We start from the raw sequence: 21,275 nt of genomic DNA, 5'->3' as shown, positions 1-21,275 counted from the left end.
GCCCGCCATCATGATGGCCACCATGTTCCTGCAGATCAAACTGAACCCGACGCCTCCGGACCCCATCCAGGCCAAGGTCATGATGATCATGCCGCTGGTGTTCGGCGGGATGATGTTCTTCTTCCCGGCCGGCCTGGTGCTCTACTGGTGCGTCAACAACACCTTGTCGATCGCACAACAGTGGTCCATCACCCGCGCCATGCAGCGCAAGACGGAAGCCGCAGCCAACCGCTGATATCCGCACTTGCACAGGAAACCGGTCCCATGCGGACCGGTTTTTTTTCGTCTTCGCGGCATGCGCCATGCCGATTCGCGATTTTCTTGATAGTTATTCTTTATCAAGTCTTATAGATCAATCAACTTCACACTGTAAGGCAAGACCCCTATGATGTGTCGGAGATAGCCCCAGGCCGGCAATGCCGGGGTTATCCCAGACACGGCGCGGGGCCCACAGCGGCCCCCCGCATTCCAGCATTTCATAGGGAGTGTGCTATGACCGACAAGAAGACGCATCTGACCACCGCCGCAGGCGCGCCGGTGGCCGACAACAACAACACGCTGACCGCCGGCCCGCGCGGGCCAGCGCTGTTGGAGGACTTCTGGCTGATTGAAAAGCTCGCTCATTTCGACCGCGAGCGCATCCCCGAACGCGTGGTGCACGCCAAGGGCTCGGGCGCCTACGGCACTTTCACCGTCACCCACGACATTTCGCGCTATACCCGCGCCAACATTTTTTCCCAGGTCGGCAAGCAGACTCCGCTGTTCCTGCGCTTCTCTACCGTGGCCGGCGAACGCGGCGCGGCGGACGCGGAGCGCGATGTGCGCGGCTTCGCCATCAAGTTCTACACCGAGGAAGGCAACTGGGATCTGGTGGGCAACAACACGCCGGTCTTCTTCATCCGCGACCCGCTGAAATTCCCCGACTTCATCCACACCCAGAAGCGCGACCCCAAGACCAACCTGCGCAACGCCACCGCCGCCTGGGACTTCTGGTCGCTCAATCCCGAATCGCTGCACCAGGTCACGACCCTGATGAGCGACCGCGGCATTCCCGCCAACCTGCGCCAGCAGCACGGTTTTGGTTCGCATACGTTCAGCTTCATCAACAAGAACGGCGAGCGCTTCTACGTGAAGTTCCACTTCAAGTCGCAGCAGGGCATCGCCTGTCTGAGCGACGAGGAAGCTGCGCAAGTGGTCGCCCATGACCGCGAAAGCTCGCAGCGCGACCTGTTCCAGAACATCGAGCAGGGCAATTTCCCGAAGTGGACGCTGAAGGTGCAGATCATGCCCGAGGCCGAAGCGGCGACTTACCACATCAATCCCTTCGATCTCACCAAGGTCTGGCCGCACGGCGACTATCCGCTGATCGAAGTCGGCGTGCTGGAACTGAACAAGAACCCCGAGAACTACTTCGCCGAAGTGGAACAAGCCGCCTTTACGCCGGCCAACGTGGTCCCGGGCATCGGTTTTTCGGCGGACAAGATGCTGCAGGGCCGCCTGTTCTCGTATGGCGACACGCACCGCTACCGTCTGGGCATCAACCACCACCAGATCCCGGTGAACGCGCCGCGCTGCCCGTTCCATAGCTTTCACCGCGACGGCGCGGGCCGCGTCGACGGCAACGCCGGGGCGACGCTGAACTACGAGCCCAACAGCGCGGGCGAGTGGAAGGAAACCCCGTCGGCGGGCGAGCCGCCCCTGGCGCTGGACGGCCAGGCCGCGGCGCGCTGGAACCATCGCGTGGACGATGACTATTACTCGCAGCCGGGCGCCTTGTTCCGCCTGATGACGCCTGCGCAGCAAGAGCTGCTGTTCGGCAACATCGGCCGCCACATGGCCGGCGTGCCGGAAGAAATCCAGCGCCGCCAGCTGGAACACTTCCGCAAAGCCGATCCGGCGTACGCCGCCGGCGTGGCCAAGGCGCTGGGACTGAAGCTGTAATCCGCGACGCGCCCATGCATAAGGCGGCCCATCCGGGCCGCCTTTTTTTGTGCTCGCAATCTCGCTCTGCGCGTCGGGCAATCAGCGCTGCATGCCCCAACGCCGGACAGTCAAACGCTCCACGATATCGAACACCAGGTTTTCCACAAGCAGGCCGATGATCACCACCGCCGCCAGCCCCGCGAACACGCGATCTGTGTATAACTCGTTGCGGTTCTGGAAGATGTACCAGCCCAGACCGCCCTTGCCGCTGGAAGCGCCGAACACCAGTTCCGCCGCGATCAGCGTGCGCCACGCAAACGCCCAGCCTATCCTCAGTCCCGCCAGGATGGCCGGCAAGGCGGCGGGCACCAGGATCTGCAACACATAGCGCAGGCCGCTCAGGCCGTAATTGCGGCCCGCCATGCGCAGGGTCTCCGACACCCCCAGAAAGCCCGCATAGGTATTCAGCGCCAGCGCCCACAGCACCGAATGGATCAGCACGAACACCAGGCTGCCTTCGCCCAGGCCGAACCACAGCAGCGCCAGCGGCAATAGCGCGATGGCGGGCAGGGGGTTGAACATGGCGGTCAGGGTGGACAGCAAATCGCGCCCGAAGCGCGTCGACACCGCCAGCGTGGTCAGGACAAATGCCAGCGCCACGCCGGCTGCATAGCCCTGCGCCAGCACCCGCAATGATTGTCCCGCGCGCGCCAGCAACTCGCCGCCGGCGATACCTTGCACGAAGGCCACCGCCGTCTGCGTAGCGCTGGGCAGCAGCAGATCGTTATCGGTATAGCGCGCCGCCAGCTCCCAGATGCCCGCCAGCAGCGCCAGGATCGCCAGCTTGCGCAGGCTGGCGTGCTGCCACAGGCGTTCATGCCAGGGCAGGGGCGTTTCGGCCGCTTGCGGCGGCAGGGGCGGCAGTTGGTACTCCACTTCGGGGCGGACGGGGACGGCGCCCGCGTAGGCAGTGCTCATGCGTGTTTCCTTCAGGCCGCAGCCCGTTCGGCGGGCTGTTCAGCCGGCGCCACGTCGAACAGCAGGTCGTGGATGCGCCTGGAGGCCGACTGGAAGGCGACGGAGCCCTGGCTGTGCAGCCCGAAAGCATGGGCGTTCAGTTCCGCGCGCACGCGTCCCGGATGCGGCGACAGCAGCAGCACGCGGCTGCCCAGCACCAATGCCTCTTCGATCGAATGCGTGACGAACAGCAGCGTGAAGCGCACGTCTTCCCACAATGCCAACAGTTCTTCCTGCATGCGCCGCCGCGTCAAGGCGTCCAACGCCGCGAAGGGCTCGTCCATCAGCAGTACGCGCGGCTGCATGGCCAGGGCGCGGGCAATGGCCACGCGCTGCTTCATGCCGCCAGAGAGGGTGTGCGGATAGGCGTCGGCGAACGCGGACAGCCCGACCTTGTCCAGGTAGTGCATGGCGCGCTCGTCGGCCTCGCGCCTGCCGAGCTTGCGCGAGGCCACCAGCGGAAACGCCACGTTCTGGCGCAGCGTCTTCCACGGCGGCAATTGGTCGAATTCCTGGAACACCACGATGCGATCGGGCCCGGGGCCACGCACGGTCTTGCCATCGACAGCGATGCGGCCTTCGGTCGGCTCGATGAAGCCCGCAATCGCCTTGAGCAGCGTGGACTTGCCGCAACCGGATGCGCCCAGCAGGATGAAGCGCTCGGCATCATGCACGTCGAAACTGACCTGATGCGTGGCGCGCACGCGCCGTTCACGTGTCTTGTATTCGATCGACACCTTATCCACAGCCAGCAAAGGCGCGGCCTTTTCGGTGTTATCCACAGGGGCTGCGGCGCTCAGTCCCATCTCAGCTGCCTTGCGCGATGATGGCATCGTCGAAGAAGTAGTCGCGCCAACTTGCCGGGGCATTCTTGATCGCGCCCACCTTGTGCATGAATTCAGCCAGCGCGTAGGTATTCTGCGGCTCCAGCTTGAATTGCACGTCGGGGTTCTTGATCACCTTGATCAGGAAGTCGCGATCCAGCTTGGCCCCGGTGACGCGCAGATAGGTGTCCGCAGCCTGTTCCGGATTGGCGGCGGCAAACTGCGCCGCTTCCTTCAGCGCGGCCTGGAACGCCTTGTAGGTCTTGGGGTTTTCCTTGCGGAACTTCTCGGTGGCGAACAGCACCGTCGACGAACTGGGTCCGCCCAGCACGTCATAGGAATTGAGCACGATGCGCGCATTGGGATTCCCGGCGAGTTCCTGCTCCTGGAAGGGCGGGTTGCCGAAATGCCCGGTGATTTCCGTGCCGCCCGCGATGATGGCGGCGGCCGCGTCCGGATGCGGCAAGGCAACGGATATCTTGTCCAGCTTGTTGAACTGCGCATCGCCCCACAGCCTGGCCGACGCCAGTTGCAGCACGCGCGATTGCACCGACACGCCCACCGCCGGCACCGCGATGCGATCCTTGTCGGTGAAGTCGGCGATCGTCTTCACGTTGGGATTGTTGCTGACCAGGTAATAGGGAAAGTTGCCCAGCGAAGCCACGCCCTTCACGTTCTGCTTGCCGCGCGTGCGGTCCCAGATCGTCAGCAGCGGTCCCACGCCCGCCCCCGCGATATCTACCGCTCCCGACAGCAGCGCATCGTTCACGGCCGAGCCGCCGGACAACTTGGCCCACTCGACCGAGATATCCACACCGTCGGCCTTGCCGTGCTTTTCGATCAATTGCTGGTCACGCGCCACGTTCAACAACAGATAAACGATGCCGTATTGCTCGGCGATGCGGATGCGGCCTTCCGCCATGGCTGGCGTCGGCGAAGCCAGCGCCAGCACGGCAAGTGCCAGTGCGAGGCCAGCGCCGGTGGCGGCCTGGACCAAGCGATCACGTAGAGCGGAAGAAAAACCCATGGCGTACCCTGTGGATAAGTGTTTTGCGCGGAATTGCGGCGGTCCGGACGTCAGAACGGCGCGTCGCCTTCGATGGTGGTGCGGTACAGCTTGCGGCGCAGATGGTCCGGCGTGCCGCCGGCCAGGTGGATCAGGGAACGGTTATCCCAGAACACCAGGTCATGCGGCTGCCATTGGTGGCGGTAGATGTGTTCGGGCCGGATGCTGTGGGCGTACAGCTCGTCCAGGATCTGGCGGCTCTCGTCTTCGGGCAGGCCCTCGATGCGGGTGGTGAAGCCTTCGCTCACGAACAGCGCGCGGCGGCCTGTTTCAGGATGGGTGCGCACCACCGGATGAATCACTTCCTGCACCTGCGCCACCTGCTGCGCGCTGAGGTCGGGACGCCACGCGCCTTCCTTCTGCAGCTGGCCATACTTGGCCAGATAGGAATGCACGGCGTGCTTGCCTTCGATCGCGTCGCGCAAAGCGGCGGGCAGGGTGTCGTACGCCACATGCATATCGGCGAACAGCGTGTCGCCCCCTTGCGCAGGCAGCTCCTGCGCGTGCAGTAGCGAACCCAGGCTGGGCAGCTCCTTGTACGAGATGTCCGAATGCCAATACTTGCCGGCGTCGCCCAACCCTATCGGCTTGCCGTCCTCGACGATGTTGGAAACGATCAGGACCTCGGGATGCCCGGGCAGATGGAACTGATGCAGCACGTGGACCATCAGGCGGCCAAAGCGGCGGCTGAAATCGATGTGCTGTTGTGGCGTGATGCGCTGGTTGCGGAACACCAGCAGGTGATGGTCCAGATGCGCGCGATGCACCTGGGCGAAATCGGCCGGGGCCAGCTCGCGCGACAGGTCGATGCCGACGACTTCGGCGCCCGTCACGGCCGCCAGGGGGCGGATCGAAAAGGCTTGCGTCGCGGATTCGGCATACGCCTCGGACCGGCGCAGCGCGTTGCTCTGGGACATGGATCGCTCCTTGCGCGAATGCCGCCGGCCAAGCCGGCTCAGGAACGATCCATTATGAAAACGCGCAACCCCTACGCCAACGAATTATTCGGCCTTTGTTCAAGCCTGCGCGTCATATGGCGACGGCTATAAGCTTATTCCCGCGAGAGGAACTTGCCGCGCACGGAGCCGATGTGCTGCTCCATCTTGCGTACAGCAGCCTTCTTGTCGCCACGCTCGACCATGTTGTACAGATCTTCCAGTTCCGCCACATTGGGCTTTTCGGCCTTGCCCGCGGGCGGTCGGAACCATAGGCGCATGGAACGGTCCAGCAGGCTGCCAGCGAACTCCGCCAGGATGTCATTGCGGGCGGCTTGGTACAGCGTCTGGTGGAACCTGCGGTCGATCTCCATGCTGCCCAGCCGGTCCTGGCGTTCATGGCATTCCCAGCCTGCCGCCACCAGCGCCTGCAGCCGCTCCAGCAGCGCGGGCGTGGCATTGTCCACAGCCAGGCCGGTCAGATGCGGTTCGACCAGCAGGCGCGCGGCAATCAACTCCAGGAAGCTGTCTATGGTTTCCGCTTTGACCAGGATGCCTTTGCGCGGCAGGATGTCCACCAGCCCTTCGCGATCCAGCCGGTGTATGGCCAGGTGGATGGGGCTGCGGCCGAGCGACAATTGTTCGCTCAGTTGCGCGACGTTGATCTGGTCCCCCGCGCGCAATTCCTGCGTGAGGATCATGCGCTTGATCGCGATATACGCCTGTTCGCCGAGCGAAGCCGCCGGCGCGGTGTCTTCCTGCAGTCGCTTGGGAGTAAGGGTTTTGGGCATGCGGTGATGGTTGCTGACCACGCGCCGCTACCGGCGCAGACCGCTGCGATTATAGCGACCGGTACGGGCGGGCCAGCCTTTCATCAGTCGATGCGCACGTTGCCATCCTTGACGGCCTGCCCGTATTTGGCGGATTCCGCTTTCATGAAAGCCGCAAACGCGTCCGGAGTGGAGGCCGCCGCCACCATGCCCTGCTGTGCCAGGATCTGGCGCACGTCGGCATCCTGCAGCGCTTCCGAGTACATCTGGTTCAGGCGCTGCACCCGTTCCGCGGGCACGCCACTGCGCGTCAGCAGCCCCATCCAGGTTTGCGATTCGAAACCCGGCAGGCCGGCCTCGGCGAAGGTCGGCACATCGGGCAGCGCGGGCGTGCGGACGCTTCCAGCCACCGCCAGGGCGCGCAGCTTGCCCGCCTGGATATGCGGCGCGACCACGCCCACGTCCCCCAGGGTCGCGTCCACTTCGCCGCTCAGCACCGCCATGGTGGCCGGCGCAGCACCCTTGTACGGCACATGCATCATGCCCAGGCCGGCCTGTTTTTTCAGCATCTCGAAGCCCAGATGGCCCGATGAGCCATTGCCGAACGAAGAGAAGGTCGCCTTGTCGCCCTGTTCCTTGGCCCACGCCAGGAACGCCTTGAGATCGCCGGCCGGCACCTTGGGTCCGACCACCAGCACATGCGGGTTGGACGCCAGCTGCGTGACGGGCTGGAAGTCCTTCACGCTGTCATAAGGCAACTGGCTCAGCAGATAAGGATTGATGACGAAGCTCGCCGCGATCAACAGGACTGTGTTGCCGTCTGCAGGCTTGCCCAGCAAGGTCTGCGCACCTATTACAGTGCTGCCGCCCGGACGGTTCTCGACGATGATATTGGCGCCGGTGTTCTTGGCAATGGCCTTCGTGAGCGCGCGCGCCAACGCGTCCGAGGAGCCGCCCGCGGTGTATGGCACGATCAGCGTCATGGGCTGCGACGGGAAAGCGTCGGCGGCGGCGGCGTTCATGCTGGCCAGCGCCAGCGCGGCCGCCAATACGGTTTTCTTCATGATTTTTACCCCTTGATTTTTCAGCGGTGCCGCACGTTTGGCGGCTTATTCCGCGTAGCGCAGGCCCGCACGCACGACGTTGCGCAACGAGCCTATGCCTTCCACCCAACACTCCACCACGTCGCCATCAGCCAGGAACACAGGGGGCTGACGGGCCGCGCCTATCCCCTCGGGCGTGCCGGTCAGGATGACATCGCCTGGCAGCAGGGTGAGCCCCTGTGACAGCTCGGCGATGACACGCGCCACGCTGAAGATCTGGTTGCGGGTGTGGCCGTGCTGCATGCGCGCGCCATTGACCTCGCAGCCCAGGGCAAGATTCTGCGGATCGCCGATCTCATCCGAGGTGACCAGGACCGGCCCCATCGGGCAGGTCGCGTCCAGGCTCTTGCCCTTGAACCATTGCGCGCCGTGGGCGCGCTGCAGATCGCGCGCGCTGAGGTCATTGGCTACCGTGTAGCCGAACACATGGCCGAGGGCATCGGCTTCGGCGATATCGCGTCCCTCCTTGCCGATCACCACGGCCAGCTCGACTTCCCAGTCCAGCTTGGCCGTATAGGCTTCATGCAACGGCACGCTGTCATGCGGTCCGGCGACGGTAGTGGGCAGCTTGCTGAAGAAGGTGGGGCGTTCAGGTAGCTCGACCTCCTGCCCTTCGCGCTTGCCTTTGCTTTCGTCGTAGTGCTTGAGATAGTTCCAGCCCACGCAGAACACGTTGCGCTGCGGGACGATGGGCGCGAGCAGACGCACCGACTCCAGCGGCACCGCCGCGCCGCTGGCCTGTACGACATTGCCTAACAGCGCCTGTACGTCAGCCACGCCCAGGAAGGGCGTGATGGCCTGGCCGTCCAACCGGCCCAGTACCGGGCCGGATTCGCCGGCATAGCGAACGATTTTCATGGCGTCAGTCCGCCAGACGTGCCTGGCCCTGGATTTCCACCAGGATCTCGGGCTTGGCCAGGGCGGATACCTGCACCAGTGCGCAGGCGGGAAAATCGCCGCTGAAGAATTCGCGGCGCGCTTTCCACACCTGCTGGTTGTCCGCCATGTTGGTCAGGAAGATCGTCATCGTGACCATATCGTCGATCTGCCCGCCTGCGGCCTCCAACAGATGCTTCATCTTTGCAAAGATGACCTGGGCCTGCTCATAGGCATTTGCGCCCTGGATCGTGGTGCCATCGTTGGCGCGGGCGGTCAGCCCCGACAGATAAACCGAATCCTTCACGCGCAGGCAGTTGGACCACAGGCCGGGTTCGGCTTCGGCGACGTGGGGGCTGGTGATGCGGACTTTCTGGACCATGGGATTTCCTGTTCAAGGTAAGGTTGGAACTGCCAATTAAAATAACAGTGATATTTCACAGTTATATCAATGCTAGGCTGGCGTGCCCAGATGAGTCAAGGCCAAGCCAAGCTTGCGGGCATACGCATTTACTGGGAACAGAAGAATTTCACCGGTGTATCGGGCGGCGAAGCCTGTGGATAAGTCTTGGGATAAGCCTGGTGGCAAGTTAGGGAAAAGCGGTGGATTGCCGGGGGATATCCCGGTGGATATGCGGTGAATAGCAGGTGGATAGCCTGTGTACAACTTGGCCCCGCCATGAAGAAAGGCGCAGGCCCTTGAGGGTCTGCGCCTTTTAAATCAAAGACTTGCGTGGATCAGGATTTCGGCAAAAACGCCTGTACCAGTTTCACCCAATAAGTCGCGCCTACCGGCAGCAGGGCGTCGTTGAAGTCGTAATTCGGGTTGTGCAGCTGGCACGGACCCATGCCGTGATAGGTTTCCATGCGGTGGTCGCCGTCGCCATTGCCCAGGAACAGATAGGTCCCCGGCACCGCTTCCAGGAAGAAGGAAAAGTCCTCCGCGCCCATGAAGGGCGGCATTTCGCGCTGCACATTTTCAGCGCCGAACGCGTCTTCGGCGACCTGGGCGGCGAAGGCGGTTTCCTTTTCCCAGTTGACCAGCGGGGGATACGCGCGCACGAAATCCAGTTCGCCCGTGCCGCCGTACACCTGCGGCAGGGTGGTCGCGATGCGCCGCATGTCCGCCTCGATCTTGTCCAGGGTCTCCACCGAGTAAGTGCGCACGGTGCCGCGCAGCACGGCTTCGCCGGGAATCACGTTATAGGCATCCCCCGCGTGGATCTGCGTGATCGACAGCACGGCCTGGTCCAGCGGATTCTTGCTGCGCGAGATGACCGTCTGCAGCGCGTGCACCATGTCGGCCGCGACGATGATGGGATCCACCGATGCGTGTGGCTGCGCCGCGTGGCCGCCCACGCCCTTGATGACGATGTCCCAGCGGTTGCTGGAGGCCATGGTCGGCCCTGCGCGGAACCCGAACTGGTTGACCGGCATGCCGGGCATATTGTGGATGCCGAATACCGCGTCGCAGGGGAATTTCTCGAACAGGCCGTCCTGCATCATGGCGCGCGCGCCGGCGTTGCCGCCTTCCTCGGCCGGCTGGAATATGAACACCACCGTGCCGTCAAAATCGCGATGTGTGGACAGGTACTGCGCCGCCCCCAGCAACATCGTCGTGTGCCCGTCATGGCCACAGCCGTGCATGCGTCCGCTGACTGTTGACTTGTGGGCAAAGCGGTTGTGCTCCGGCATGGGCAGCGCATCCATGTCGGCGCGCAGGCCTATGGTTTTCTTGCCGCTGCCGCCGCGCAATACGCCCACCACACCGGTTTTCCCCAGCCCGGTGTGGACTTCCAGGCCCCAGCCGCGCAAACGCTCCGCCACCAGCGCGGACGTGCGCGTTTCCTGGAAGGCGAGTTCAGGATGGGCGTGGATATCGCGGCGCAAGGCAGTGAGGTCGCCGTGGGCGCGTTCGATTTCGTCTATGGTTTTCATGGCTGTGGATAAAGCGTAAGAGTTGGGTTCACGTATTTGGCTTCACGCATCGTTCAGATGGCAGGCACTGAACTGCCCCGGCGCAACTTCCCGCAACAGCGGCCGCTCCGCCTTGCAGCGCGGCATGGCATGCGGGCAGCGGGGGTGGAACGCGCAGCCCGCCGGCGGATCCAGCGGCGACGGCAGTTCACCCTTGATGGGCTGGTAACTGCGCCGCCCCGGCTGCAAGGTCGGCAGTTCCTTCAGCAAGGCCTGCGTGTACGGATGGTTGGCGCGCTGGAAAACCGTGTCGGTCCGCGCCAGCTCCACCACGCGGCCCAGGTACATGATGGCCACGCGGTCCGATATGTGACTGACCACGCTGAGGTTGTGGCTGATGAAAAGATAGGTCAGGTCCAGGTCCGCGCGCAACTGTTCGAACAGATTAAGCACCTGGGCCTGGATCGATACGTCCAGCGCCGCGACCGCCTCGTCGCAAACGATGACCGAAGGCTTGAGCGCCAAGGCCCGCGCAATTCCTACGCGCTGCCTCTGGCCGCCGGAGAACTGATGGGGATAACGCTGTGCAAAAGCTGGATCCAGCCCCACCTGGCGCATCAGCCCGGCCACGTATTCGGCCTTGTCCCGCGCGCGGATCAGGCGATGCGCCACGGGCGCTTCGCCGATGATCTCGCGCACCCGCATGCGCGGGTTCAACGAGGCGTACGGATCCTGGAAGATCATCTGCACGCCCAGTTCATAAGCGCGCCGCTCGGGGCCTGACATTGTCTTCACCGCGCGGCCCTTGTAGCTGACTTCGCCCGAGGTCGGCGGCAGGATGCCTGACACGATGCGGCCCAGCGTGGATTTGCCACAGCCCGATTCGCCGACGATACCTATCACTTCGCCCTGCCGCACATCCAGGTCGACACCAGCCACCGCATGCACGACCTGCGTCTTCAAGCCAGCGCCCAACAGGTTGGCGATGCGGCCTGCCAGGTCCACGGGTTGTACAAAGCGCAGCTCAACCTCGCGCAGCGACAGGATGGGAACCGCGGAATCGCGTTCTGCTGCGCTCATTTGATGTCTGGTTCTCCGGCATGCCAGCAACGCACCCATTGCGCCGGGCGGACTTCAACAGGCTGCGGTTCGACCAGACAGGCATCGGTGGCACGCGGGCAGCGCCCGCGGAACGCACAGCCCTGAGGCAGGTTGAGCAGCGACGGCGTCATGCCCGGAATCGGGACCAGCGGCTTGCCGCGGGATTCGGGCGTGGGAATGGAAGCGATCAAGCCATGCGTATAGGGATGCATGGGATGGCTGATGACCGCCTGCGTGGTGCCGGTTTCCACCACGCGGCCCGCATACATGACCGCAACGCGATCCGCCAGGCCCGCCACCACGGCAAGATCATGTGTGATCCAGATGAGCGCCGTGCCGGTCTCGCGGCACAGCTTCTGCACTTCAAACAGGATCTGGCCTTGTATGGTCACATCCAGCGCGGTGGTGGGCTCGTCGGCGATGATCATGCGCGGTGAATTCAACAGCGCGATCGCGATCGCCACGCGCTGCCGCATGCCGCCGGACAACTGGTGCGGATAGGTGCGCAGCCGTTGCTCGGGTGAGGGAATGCCCACCATGGCCAGCGTCTGCAGGGCGCGCTGGCGCGCCTGCTCGCGCGATACCTTGCCATGCGCCTGCACCGCCTCGATCATCTGCGTATCGACGCGCAGCACCGGGTTCAGGGTCATCATGGGATCCTGGAAGATCATCGCGATCTCCTGGCCCCTGATCGCACGCCAGCGCGCGGGCGTTGCGCTGCGCAGGTCTTCGCCGTTGAACCGCAAAGTGCCGTCGACGATGCGGCCCGGTTCATCCAGCAGCCCCATCAGCGAAAAGCCGGTGATGCTCTTGCCCGATCCCGATTCGCCCACCAGTCCCAGGATCTCGCCTTCAGCCAGCGCCAGGTCCACGCCATCCACCGCCTTCACCACGCCGTTGCGCGTGAAGAAGTGCGTCTTCAGGCCATGCACCTCAAGAATGGGCCTGGGCGCCGGCAAGGACTTTTCCACAGGAGTCTGCATTGCACCCGCCCTCAATTCGCGTGGCGCGGGTTGAGCACATCGCGCAAGTGATCGCCCACCAGGTTGATGGCGACGATAGCCAGCGCCAGCGCAATGCCCGGGAAAAAAGAAATCCAATACTGGCCGGACAGAAGGTACTCGAAGCCGTTGTAGATCAGCATGCCCAGCGAAGGCTCCGTCACCGGCACGCCCACGCCCAGGAACGACAGTGTGGCTTCGAGCGCGATGGCGTGCGCCAGATCGATGGTGGCGATCACGATCAAGGGCGGCATACAGTTCGGCAGCACGTGGCGGAACAGCACCCGCCCCCAGGACAGCGACATGCAGCGCGCCGCCTCCACGTATTCCTTGCCGCGCTCGACCAGCGCTGCGCCGCGCGCGGCGCGCGCGAAGTACGCCCACTGCACCACAATAAGCGCGATGATCACCTTATCCACACCCTTGCCCAGGATCGCCAGCAACATCAGCGCAACCAGGATGGCCGGAAACGACAACTGGATATCCACAACCCGCATCAGCAAGGCGTCGATGCGGCCGCCAAAATAGGCCGCCACCAGGCCCACCGTGGCGCCGATGCCGAACGCCGCGAGCACCGACACGCTGGCCACCAGCAGGCTGGTGCGCATGCCGTACAGAATCGCCGAGAACAGGTCGCGCGCCAGGCCATCGGTGCCCAACCAATAGCGCATGCTGCCATCGCCGCTTTCACTGCCTGGCTTGAGCTTGGAATCCATGATGTCCAGCGTCGCCAGGTCATAAGGATTCTGCGGCGCGATCCACGGCGCAAGCAGCGCCGCGCCCACGATCAGGACCAGCATGACGAGGCCCAGCGTGGCCAGCTTGCTGGCGAAGAAGTCCGACAGGAAGCGGCGCCAGGGTGTTTGCTCCTTGGCCTGAACCGGCGGCGCGGCGGCGGTGGCGGGTGTGTTCATCGACGGCTATCCAAGCGTACGCGGGGGTCCAGCACCGTGTAGATGATGTCCACCACCAGATTCAACATGACCAGGAAGAACACGATCAGGAGCAGGTATGCGACCACCACCGGACGGTCCAGATTGATGATGGAATCGATCAGCAGCTTGCCCATGCCCGGCCAGGAAAATACCGTCTCGGTCACGACCGCAAACGCCATCACCTGGCCGAATTCAAGACCTGCCACCGTCACCACCGGGATCAGAATGTTCTTGAGCAGATGCACGCCCAGCACACGCTTTTCAGACAAGCCCTTGGCGCGCGCGAACTTGATGTAGTCCATCGGCAAGGCTTCGCGCGTGGCCGCCCGCGTCACGCGGATGATCATCGCGCACTTGGCGATTGCGATCGTGGCTGCCGGCAGCGCCAGGCTCAGCCAGCCGTCGAAGGTCAACACGCTAAGCTGCAATGAGCCGATGCTGACGGTCTGGCCGCGCCCGCCTGCCGGCACCCAACCCAGGATCACCGCGAACACCATGATGAGCATCAGGCCGACCCAGAAGTTGGGCAGCGAAAAGCCCAGCACCGAGCCCGTCATGATGGCGCGCGAACCGACCGCCTTGGGCTTCAGGCCCGCCAGGATGCCCAGCGGCACGCCTATCAGCACCGACAGCAGCATGGCCACACAGGCCAGTTCCACGGTGGCCGGCATGCGCTCCAGGATCAGCCGCATGGCCGGTTCGCCCGTCAGGAAGCTATTGCCGAAATCGCCGCGCACCGCCTGGCCCATGAAGATCAGGTACTGCCGCCAGAGCGGCAGGTCCAGGCCCAGCGATGCGCGCACCGCGGCGCGCTGCGCTTCGGTGGCCTCCGGGCTCGCCAGCATCGACACCGGATCGCCCACCATGTAGATGCCGGCGAAGACCAACGCCGACATGACGAGCATGACGACGATGGTCTGCAGCAGCCTTCTTACGATTGTTGCAAGCACTAGCGCCTTACTTTTTCAGCGTTGCAAACTGGGCGAGCGTGACCTGGTCGGGACGGCCCTGATAGCGGATGTCGCTCTTCATCGCCCATACCGACAGTTCAAAATGCACGGGCAGCATGGCGTAATCGTCCATGGCGATGTTGCTGGCCTTGGACAACAGGTCCGCACGCTTGGCGTCATCCATGGTGGACGAGGCTTCCTTCACCAGCGCGTCCATCTTGGGATTCGAATAGCGGCTGCGGTTGGTGGTGCCCAGGCCCGCTTCCGGGTTGCGCGTCACCAGCAGCGACGTCAGCGCGTTGGACATCTCGCCGCTGGTCACGGACCAGCCCGCGAGATAGGCCGAGAACGCATAGCTGTCGCGGTTCTTGAAGAACACCGGGGGCGCCATCGCATCCACGCTGGTCTTCACGCCAATGCGGGTCCACATCGAGGCGATCGCCTGCGCCACCTTCGAGTCGTTGACATAGCGTCCCGACGGCGAACCCAGCGTGATGGAGAAGCCATTGGGATAGCCCGCTTCCTTCAGCAGCGCCTTGGCCTTTTCCACGTCGGCCTTGGGCGCCTTGGAATGCTCCTTGCTGGAACCGAACATGGGGTAGGGCAGCAGATTGCCCGCGGGCAACGCCACGCCGCCCATCACACGCTCGACCAGCGCATCGCGGTTGATCGCCAGCGACAGCGCCTCGCGCACGCGCTTGTCCTTCATGGGGTTCTTGTCGGTGCCTTGCACGCCGGGCGAAGGTTCGGCGAACTGATCCAGCGCCAGGTACACGACGCGCACCGACGGCGTTTCCTCCACATACAGCTTCTTGTCGCCCTTCAGCTTGGGCAGGTCATCGGTCGGGGGATCCTCGATCATGTCGACGTCGCCGGCAAGCAGGGCGGCCACGCGCGCCGCCGCGTTGCTGATGGGACGGTAGACCACGCGATCCCATTCGGGCTTCTTGCCCCAATAATTGTCGTTGCGCGCCAGCACGAATTCGGCGCCGCGCTTCCACGACACAAACTTGTAGGGACCGGTGCCGATCAAGCCGTCGCCGCTATTGAGTTCGGTGGTCGTCTTGCCTTCCGCAGCGGGGCCGGACGCCGCCTTCTTGGACATGATGGGCAACTGCGCCAGATTGACCAGCAAGTTCGGCGCCACATCCTTGGTCGTGATGCGCACCGTGCTGGGATCGACTGCCTCGGTCTTCTCGACCGAACCCAGGTACAGCGTGAACGGCGAAGGGCTGTTGGGCACCTTGGGCACGCGCGCATATGTAAAGACTACGTCTTCCGCGGTGAACGGCGTGCCGTCAGAGAACTTCACATTGGGGCGCAGCTTGAAGGTCCACACCTTGCCGTCCACGGTCCAGGACTCGGCCAGCGCGGGCTGCGGCTTGAGCTGCGCGTCGGTGGCAACCAAGGTATCGAAAATGGTCTGGGAGATCTGCGTATTGGGCGTGAGCGCGTGATACTGCGGATCCATCGAGGACGGCTCGGTCTTCAGGGCGATCACCAGATCGCGGGCCATAGCCGAACTGAATGTGCCGAAGGCCAATATCACCGCGGCTGAGCCGCAGGCCAAGACACGCGAAAACCGAGATGCCATTGTGATCTCCCTGGATTGTTTCGGGTTTTGAACCTCCGGGCCACATTAACCAGCAAACAAGGGACGGCGCAACAGTTATATTCCCTTATTGTTCTCGCCTCGCCTTGCCCGAAATATGTCCGCCTACGCCCCCATCGCCGCCATCGCAACCGCCCCCGGAAGAGGCGGTATCGGCGTCGTTCGCATCTCCGGCGCGGACTTGTCCGAACTCATGCGCCGTCTGTTCCAGCGCGACCTCACGCCGCGCCATGCGCACTACCTGCCGTTCAAATCCGACGCCGGTGAATTGCTGGACGAAGGCATCGCCATCTACTTCCGCGCGCCGCATTCCTATACCGGCGAAGACGTGCTCGAACTGCAAGGGCATGGCGGCCCCGCCGTATTGCGCCGCGTGCTGGATAGCTGCCTGACCGCCGGCCGCGATCTGGGTATCCGGCTGGCCGAACCCGGCGAATTCACGCGCCGCGCCTTCCTCAACGACCGCATGGACCTGGCTCAGGCCGAAGCCGTAGCCGATTTGATCGAGGCCTCGTCGGTGGCCGCCGCGCGCGGCGCCATGGCGTCGCTATCCGGCGACTTTTCCGCCCGCGTGAACGACCTGTCGGACCGCATCATCCATTTGCGCATGCTGGTCGAGGCAACCCTGGATTTCCCCGAAGAAGAAATCGACTTCCTGGAGAAGTACCAGGCCCGCCCGACCCTGGAAGCCCTGACTGACGACCTTACCAAACTCATCGCGCAGGCGCGCCAGGGCGTGATCCTGCGCGAAGGCCTGCATGTGGTGCTGGCCGGCCAACCCAACGTGGGCAAGTCCAGCCTGCTCAACGCGCTGGCGGGCGATGACATCGCCATCGTCACCCCAATCGCGGGCACGACCCGCGACAAGGTGGTGCAGGAGATCCACATCGATGGCGTGCCGCTGCACATTGTCGACACGGCCGGTCTCAGGGAAACCGAGGACACAGTGGAGAGCATAGGCATTGCGCGCACCTGGCAGGAGATCGAGCGCGCCGACGTCATCCTGCATTTGCAGGATGCCACGCAGCCCGGCGACGAGCTGGACGCCCAGATCACCGCGCGCCTGCCGCCGCGCACGCCCGTCCTCAAGGTTTTCAACAAGGTGGACCTGCTGTCCGCACCCTTTTCGGCCGGCCCTCAGGAACTTGGCATCTCGGCCAAGCGGGGCGCGGGTCTGGACGCGTTGCGCGCGGAGTTGCTGCGCATTGCCGGCTGGAATCCCGGGGGCGAATCTCCGTGGCTGGCGCGCGAGCGGCATCTGCACGCGCTGCAGGACGCGGCGGAGCATCTGGAGTTGGCCGGCGCGCACGCAGAGCAGGATGACAGGGTGCTGGACCTGTTTGCGGAAGAACTGCGGCTGGCGCATGACAGCCTGTCCAGCATCACGGGAAAATTCACCAGCGACGATCTGCTGGGCGAGATCTTTTCGAGCTTCTGCATCGGCAAATAGGCCGCGCTACGGCGCGTTGCAGGGCGGCAGACGCAGCCCTGACATTCAGTGCTTGCGAGTCGCTTCCACCAGGCATTCAGACAAGCGGTCGAAATGCGACAGCGCGGCCTGGCTCAATTCAACCTGCTTGCGACGCGCATCCTCGGTATCGACGAGCAGCACCCAGCCTTTCTCACGCATGGATTTCAAACGCGCATGCAAGGTCGCGGGCGAACCTATGCTATCCACCGCCATCACGTCGCGCACGGACAAGCGGCGTTCTTCCTGCGATGCGCGCGCGATCAGCGTGAGTATGCGTTCTTCCGTGGGATCGAGCGACGGCAACGAAGGCAGGCCGCGCAGCGCATCAGCCAGGCGCAGGAAACGCAGGTAAATATCGGCAGGTCTCTTTTTTTCTTTCATGGATAATGGACGCAGCGACCGATAAGCGGCGGAATTCGAGGTATGGAGAACATTCTAGATCAGGGTAAATGGGCTCTGGTGACGATGGCGCTGTTTCTGGGCAATCTGGCAGTCAATGAATGGGTTTTCACCAACCTTGAGTTCGTGCGCGGCATCAATTGGATCTATCTGCCTGCGGGCGTGCGCCTGATATGCACGCTGCTGTTTGGCCTGCCGGCAGCCCTGGGCCTGTTGGCAGGATCCTGGATGGCCTGCTTTTTCTATTATTTTCCCGACGACGTCCTCCGCTCGGCGGCGGGCGGCATCATGGCCGCCGCCGCTCCCTATCTGGCTTACCGCTGGGCCAGGTCGGCGTTGCGGCTGCAGCCAGACCTGGGCAATCTCACTGCCTGGCACCTGCTGGTCTGCGCCGTTGCGTATGCGTTGATGAACACGGCGATTCACCATCTCTGGTTCTTTCTGCAGGGAGAACGGGCGGCGCTCGCGGACGGCTTCATCGCGATGCTGACCGGAGACATCACGGGATCCTTGTTCGTGTTGTACACGCTCAAGATGATCGGGGCCATGGGGCGCTCGCTCCTGCGCCGGCGGCCCACATGACAATGCAAGGTCCTGCGCGCGGGCTCAGCCCGTCACCGCGGCAGGGTTATCCTCGGACTCGCTCTCTTCATTGATCTGGGCGCCAGGCAACACTTCGGCCTTGCACAACACGCATTCGGCGCGCTCGGCCAACTGACGCATTTCCCGTGCTCTTTTGCCATGCAACACCCGGCCGAACGCGTTGAGGTTGAGCACCATGGTTCTCAACTCCAACAACTCGCTCTCCGACAAGGCGATGCCGCCATCCCTATGCTGCTCGATCCGGTCCAGCACGCCTGAGCAAGCTTCGTGGAACCTTGCATACTCGTTCCACAAGTTGTCGGGCGCACCATCGGCCGGGGAAGACCTATTAGGTGCCATTGACGCTCCTTTGCAGGATCACTCCTCTACTTTCTTCGGGGATCCCACACTATCTTCGGGGTATACACGCGAATTATTAGTTATAAATTTTATAACTAATTGGCAAAACAATCCTGAAGCGTCCGGACGGCCTATATTCCCGGAAGCCCTGCCCACGCCTGGCATCGCACTATCCTGGATTCCGCATGCGCCCCGACATACGCCTCGCCACCTCCGAAGACCTACCCGACATCGAGCGGATCGTCGCGCAAGCCTACGGACACTATGTCGCCCGCATCGGGGCGATACCCGGGCCGATGCGGGATGACTATCCCGCCCGCGTCGCGCAGGGCATGGTCCATGTGCTGCAGGCACAGGATGCTGTGCACGGCGTCCTGGTCCTGATTCGCGAAGACGATTGCCTGCTGCTGGATAACATCGCGGTAGCGCCGCAAGCACAAGGCAAAGGCTATGGCCGCGACCTGATGCAGTTCGCCGAAGACGCGGCGCGCCGGATGGGCTATGACTACATTCGTCTTTACACACAAGAGAAAATGATCGAGAACATCGCTATCTACACGCGACATGGGTATGTGGAAACCCATCGCGCCGAAGAGATAGGATTGAAACGCGTCTTCATGAAAAAGGCCCTTGTTTAAGGGCTTTTTATCCTTCATATTAAATACGAATATTTGCTCGCATTATCGAAGGTCGGTCACTCGTCTCGCTCCCTTGCCACGACGCGTTGAGCGCGCCGGTTGCTGGCCAACGATTTCGCGTACACCGAATCCGGCCGTATGCGATGCGCAATCACGTAGCCCGTGATGCAGGCCAGCATCAGCGGCAGCATGACTTCATAGCTGAGCGTCATCTCGAAAATCATCAGGATGGACATCAGGGGCGCATAAGTGGTGGCAGCCAGCAAGGCCCCCATGCCCACCACTGCGTAGCTGGATACCGCAGACAGGTCCCCGGCTGGAAACAAGGCCTGCAGGCCGGTTCCGTACAAGGCGCCCAACGCCGCCCCCACGAACAGCGTGGGCGTGAAGACGCCGCCCACCGCGCCCGAACCGACGCTGGCCGCGGTGGCCAGCGTTTTCAAAAGCAGAATGGCGGCGACCGCCTGCCAGGCCCACTGCGTGTGCAACATGCTGTTGACCACGCTGTAGCCATTGCCCCAGACCTCGGGATTCACCACCGACAAGGCGCCGACTATCAGGCCGCCCAATGCCATGCGAACCCACAGCGGCGCGGGCATGCGGCCGAACCCAGCTCGTGCCATGTCCAGGAATCGCAGGAATTGGGGCGCCGCCAAGCCGGCGATCACGCCCAATCCCAGATAGTTGATGACTTCCCAGCCCGACACGAGGGTGAAGGGCGGCATATGGAAAACCGCGTCGTAATGCAGGATCTGGCGCGTCACTATGTTCGCCACGACCGACGATACGACCAGCGGCACCAGCGTAGCCGACGCAATCGCGCCATAGACGATCTCGGAAATGAACAAGGCGCCGGCGATCGGCGCGTTATAGGCGGACGTGATCCCGGCGGTGGCGCCACAAGCGACCAGCAAGCGCAAATGCCTGGGCGGCAACACCAGATACCGTCCCGTCAGGGATGACAACATCGCCGCCAGCTGCACCATGGGACCCTCGCGGCCAATGGACGCGCCGGAACCGATGGAAAAAATCGACGACAGGCTGCGCGCAACCGTCTGGCGAAAGCCTATGACCCCGCGGCCGATGGAAATCGCCTCCATATAGTCCGCCGCGCCGCGTTTGGGCAGCCATCTGGCCGCCATTTGCAGGATGGCGCCGGCAAGAGCGCCGCCGATCGCCGGCATCAGGAAGCGTTGCCAGGGGCTCAGTCCCCGCGCCAGGGACACCATGCCATGGGGAGCGTCCCCGCCGCCCAGCAACATCTGCGTCCAGGCCAACATTTCCCGGAAGACCACGGTGGCCAGCGCCCCCAGCAGTCCCATCAGCGCCGCCGCGCAGAGGGTGGCCGGCAAATTGTCCGCCAACAAACGGCTCCTCAGCCAGATTGCCCACCCCGATTTCTTGATTCTGATTTCTGTCGCCATGGCGGAATTCTACGGCGGAACCTGCTCACTTTTTGTTCAGTTGCCAGTCAAGAATAGCTACGCGCCTCCCCTCGAATCCTGCTTTCCGCGAACGCCCTGGAGGGGCTCTGAAGGCCTCCAAAAGGGCAAAAAACCGGGTAGGCAGCGGAGCGTTTTTCGGGGTAAAAGTGCCGTTTTTGAGACCCGTCAGGCAGAAAGGGCCTGTGGATAACTCCTAAGTAGCCGCCTTGTGCACATTTTGTGGAGGCAAGTTGAACAAGCAGGGGTTTCGGACAGGGTCCAAAATCTTGTCCAACTTCAGCTTTTTTCCCACACAGAGTTCTTGCACAGGCAAAAACGGCTGCAAGCTGATGAAAAAAAAGAGGTTTTCA

At 63.2% G+C, this 21,275-nt stretch carries 22 protein-coding genes; 5 read left to right on the top strand and 17 right to left on the bottom strand.

The window, feature by feature from the left end; translation table 11 throughout:
- Both VIR09_RS02415 and VIR09_RS02410 read left to right on the top strand, forming a co-directional pair.
- Positions 1-235: YidC/Oxa1 family membrane protein insertase (locus VIR09_RS02415; protein WP_332011436.1), on the top strand; the 235-nt coding region annotated here is incomplete at its 5' end.
- Between the two features lie 257 nt (positions 236-492).
- Positions 493-1,941 carry a catalase gene (locus VIR09_RS02410; protein WP_332011435.1) on the top strand — a complete coding sequence of 483 codons (1,449 nt, stop codon included), beginning with the start codon at positions 493-495 and terminating at the stop codon, positions 1,939-1,941.
- 81 nt (positions 1,942-2,022) lie between these two features.
- On the opposite strand, the gene VIR09_RS02405 is transcribed toward VIR09_RS02410, so the two are convergent.
- The 14 genes from VIR09_RS02405 to VIR09_RS02340 form a co-directional block, all read right to left on the bottom strand.
- A complete protein-coding gene (locus VIR09_RS02405) occupies positions 2,023-2,901 on the bottom strand; it encodes an ABC transporter permease (RefSeq protein ID WP_332011434.1) in 879 nt (292 codons plus the stop codon).
- A gap of 11 nt (positions 2,902-2,912) precedes the next feature.
- A complete protein-coding gene (locus VIR09_RS02400; RefSeq protein WP_332011433.1) occupies positions 2,913-3,746 on the bottom strand; it encodes an ABC transporter ATP-binding protein in 834 nt (277 codons plus the stop codon).
- 1 nt (position 3,747) lies between these two features.
- Positions 3,748-4,791, bottom strand: a complete 1,044-nt coding sequence (locus tag VIR09_RS02395) for an ABC transporter substrate-binding protein (protein WP_332011432.1) — start codon at positions 4,789-4,791, stop codon at positions 3,748-3,750.
- 50 nt (positions 4,792-4,841) lie between these two features.
- The gene (locus tag VIR09_RS02390) at positions 4,842-5,747 is read right to left on the bottom strand and encodes a TauD/TfdA family dioxygenase (protein ID WP_332011431.1); all 906 of its coding nucleotides are present in this window, start codon (positions 5,745-5,747) and stop codon (positions 4,842-4,844) included.
- A gap of 134 nt (positions 5,748-5,881) precedes the next feature.
- Entirely contained in the window at positions 5,882-6,556 is a 675-nt protein-coding gene (locus tag VIR09_RS02385; RefSeq protein ID WP_332011430.1) for a GntR family transcriptional regulator, read from the bottom strand.
- Between the two features lie 83 nt (positions 6,557-6,639).
- Positions 6,640-7,599 carry a tripartite tricarboxylate transporter substrate binding protein gene (locus tag VIR09_RS02380; protein ID WP_332011429.1) on the bottom strand — a complete coding sequence of 320 codons (960 nt, stop codon included), beginning with the start codon at positions 7,597-7,599 and terminating at the stop codon, positions 6,640-6,642.
- Between the two features lie 45 nt (positions 7,600-7,644).
- Positions 7,645-8,496, bottom strand: coding sequence for a fumarylacetoacetate hydrolase family protein (locus VIR09_RS02375; protein ID WP_332011428.1), 852 nt, complete (start codon positions 8,494-8,496; stop codon positions 7,645-7,647).
- Between the two features lie 4 nt (positions 8,497-8,500).
- Entirely contained in the window at positions 8,501-8,896 is a 396-nt protein-coding gene (locus tag VIR09_RS02370) for a RidA family protein (protein WP_332011427.1), read from the bottom strand.
- Between the two features lie 356 nt (positions 8,897-9,252).
- Positions 9,253-10,452: a M20 aminoacylase family protein gene (locus tag VIR09_RS02365; protein ID WP_332011426.1), complete on the bottom strand. Its 1,200-nt coding sequence runs from the start codon at positions 10,450-10,452 to the stop codon at positions 9,253-9,255.
- Positions 10,453-10,494: 42 nt separating this feature from the next.
- Positions 10,495-11,511 (bottom strand): oligopeptide/dipeptide ABC transporter ATP-binding protein, encoded by a 1,017-nt coding sequence (locus VIR09_RS02360; protein WP_332011425.1) that lies wholly within the window; start codon positions 11,509-11,511, stop codon positions 10,495-10,497.
- Positions 11,508-12,515 carry an ABC transporter ATP-binding protein gene (locus VIR09_RS02355; RefSeq protein WP_332011424.1) on the bottom strand — a complete coding sequence of 336 codons (1,008 nt, stop codon included), beginning with the start codon at positions 12,513-12,515 and terminating at the stop codon, positions 11,508-11,510. The genes VIR09_RS02360 and VIR09_RS02355 overlap by 4 nt, the downstream gene beginning before the upstream one ends.
- Before the next feature lie 11 nt (positions 12,516-12,526).
- Positions 12,527-13,447 carry an ABC transporter permease gene (locus VIR09_RS02350; protein WP_332011423.1) on the bottom strand — a complete coding sequence of 307 codons (921 nt, stop codon included), beginning with the start codon at positions 13,445-13,447 and terminating at the stop codon, positions 12,527-12,529.
- Positions 13,444-14,418, bottom strand: coding sequence for an ABC transporter permease (locus tag VIR09_RS02345; RefSeq protein WP_013397067.1), 975 nt, complete (start codon positions 14,416-14,418; stop codon positions 13,444-13,446). Before VIR09_RS02345 ends, VIR09_RS02350 begins: the two co-directional genes overlap by 4 nt.
- 7 nt (positions 14,419-14,425) lie before the next feature.
- On the bottom strand, positions 14,426-16,012 hold the full coding sequence (locus VIR09_RS02340; protein WP_332011422.1) for an ABC transporter substrate-binding protein: 1,587 nt from the start codon (positions 16,010-16,012) through the stop codon (positions 14,426-14,428).
- 115 nt (positions 16,013-16,127) lie between these two features.
- On the opposite strand from VIR09_RS02340, the gene mnmE reads away from it, so the two are divergent.
- On the top strand, positions 16,128-17,480 hold the full coding sequence (gene mnmE / locus VIR09_RS02335) for a tRNA uridine-5-carboxymethylaminomethyl(34) synthesis GTPase MnmE (RefSeq protein ID WP_332011421.1): 1,353 nt from the start codon (positions 16,128-16,130) through the stop codon (positions 17,478-17,480).
- 45 nt (positions 17,481-17,525) lie between these two features.
- Here the strand turns inward: mnmE and VIR09_RS02330 are convergent, their stop codons facing one another.
- Positions 17,526-17,882, bottom strand: coding sequence for a winged helix-turn-helix domain-containing protein (locus VIR09_RS02330; protein ID WP_332011420.1), 357 nt, complete (start codon positions 17,880-17,882; stop codon positions 17,526-17,528).
- A gap of 84 nt (positions 17,883-17,966) precedes the next feature.
- Here VIR09_RS02330 and VIR09_RS02325 point away from each other — a divergent pair, with 84 nt between their 5' ends.
- Positions 17,967-18,482 carry a hypothetical protein gene (locus tag VIR09_RS02325; protein ID WP_332011418.1) on the top strand — a complete coding sequence of 172 codons (516 nt, stop codon included), beginning with the start codon at positions 17,967-17,969 and terminating at the stop codon, positions 18,480-18,482.
- A gap of 24 nt (positions 18,483-18,506) precedes the next feature.
- On the opposite strand, the gene VIR09_RS02320 is transcribed toward VIR09_RS02325, so the two are convergent.
- Complete coding sequence (locus VIR09_RS02320) at positions 18,507-18,755, bottom strand: hypothetical protein (RefSeq protein WP_332011416.1); 249 nt, start codon at positions 18,753-18,755, stop codon at positions 18,507-18,509.
- 272 nt (positions 18,756-19,027) lie between these two features.
- Here VIR09_RS02320 and VIR09_RS02315 point away from each other — a divergent pair, with 272 nt between their 5' ends.
- Complete coding sequence (locus VIR09_RS02315; RefSeq protein ID WP_332011414.1) at positions 19,028-19,480, top strand: GNAT family N-acetyltransferase; 453 nt, start codon at positions 19,028-19,030, stop codon at positions 19,478-19,480.
- 56 nt (positions 19,481-19,536) lie between these two features.
- Here VIR09_RS02315 and VIR09_RS02310 read toward each other — a convergent pair whose 3' ends face one another.
- Positions 19,537-20,904: a ClcB-like voltage-gated chloride channel protein gene (locus tag VIR09_RS02310; RefSeq protein WP_332011412.1), complete on the bottom strand. Its 1,368-nt coding sequence runs from the start codon at positions 20,902-20,904 to the stop codon at positions 19,537-19,539.
- Between the last annotated feature and the right edge of the window lie 371 nt (positions 20,905-21,275).

The sequence above is a fragment of the Achromobacter sp. genome, assembly GCF_036567245.1.
Taxonomy (GTDB): domain Bacteria; phylum Pseudomonadota; class Gammaproteobacteria; order Burkholderiales; family Burkholderiaceae_B; genus Achromobacter.
Note: the sequence above shows the minus strand (reverse complement) of the source record. Positions and strands in the feature narration are given on the sequence as shown.